The organism is Mesorhizobium sp. M2E.F.Ca.ET.209.01.1.1 (genome assembly GCF_004010375.2).
In the GTDB taxonomy this organism is placed as follows: domain Bacteria; phylum Pseudomonadota; class Alphaproteobacteria; order Rhizobiales; family Rhizobiaceae; genus Mesorhizobium.
Genome location: NZ_SADP02000541.1, coordinates 1 through 352 on the forward strand (window position 1 = coordinate 1; position 352 = coordinate 352).

General features: G+C 62.5%; 1 protein-coding gene. It reads left to right on the forward strand.

What is annotated here, in order from left to right; genetic code table 11:
- Positions 1–234, forward strand: a 234-nt coding sequence (locus EN852_RS36830) for an alpha/beta hydrolase (protein ID WP_135879760.1), incomplete at its 5' end; no start/stop codon positions are given.
- Between the last annotated feature and the right edge of the window lie 118 nt (positions 235–352).

Genomic DNA, 352 nt, shown 5'->3' on the forward strand with positions numbered 1-352 from the left:
GCCGCGTTCTCGGCCACCGATTTCCGCGCAGACCTGAAGAAGTTCGATGTTCCTACCCTGGTGATCCACGGTGACGACGATCAGATCGTGCCGATCGATATCTCTGGCCGCCAGTCAGCAAAACTGATCAAGGGCGCCAGGCTGATTGTCTACCCGGGTGCGCCGCATGGCCTGACCGACACCCACAAGGACAAGGTCAACCAGGACCTGCTGACGTTCCTGCAGGAAAAGTGAGTGGCCAGGGCTCCGGCGCCGTGCCGGAGCCCTCCTGTTGCCTGGCGCCCACCTTCATGTGCGCGCCGCGGTCGGCATCTGGAATGTGAACATAGTGCCGTCGCTCTCACTCGACCGC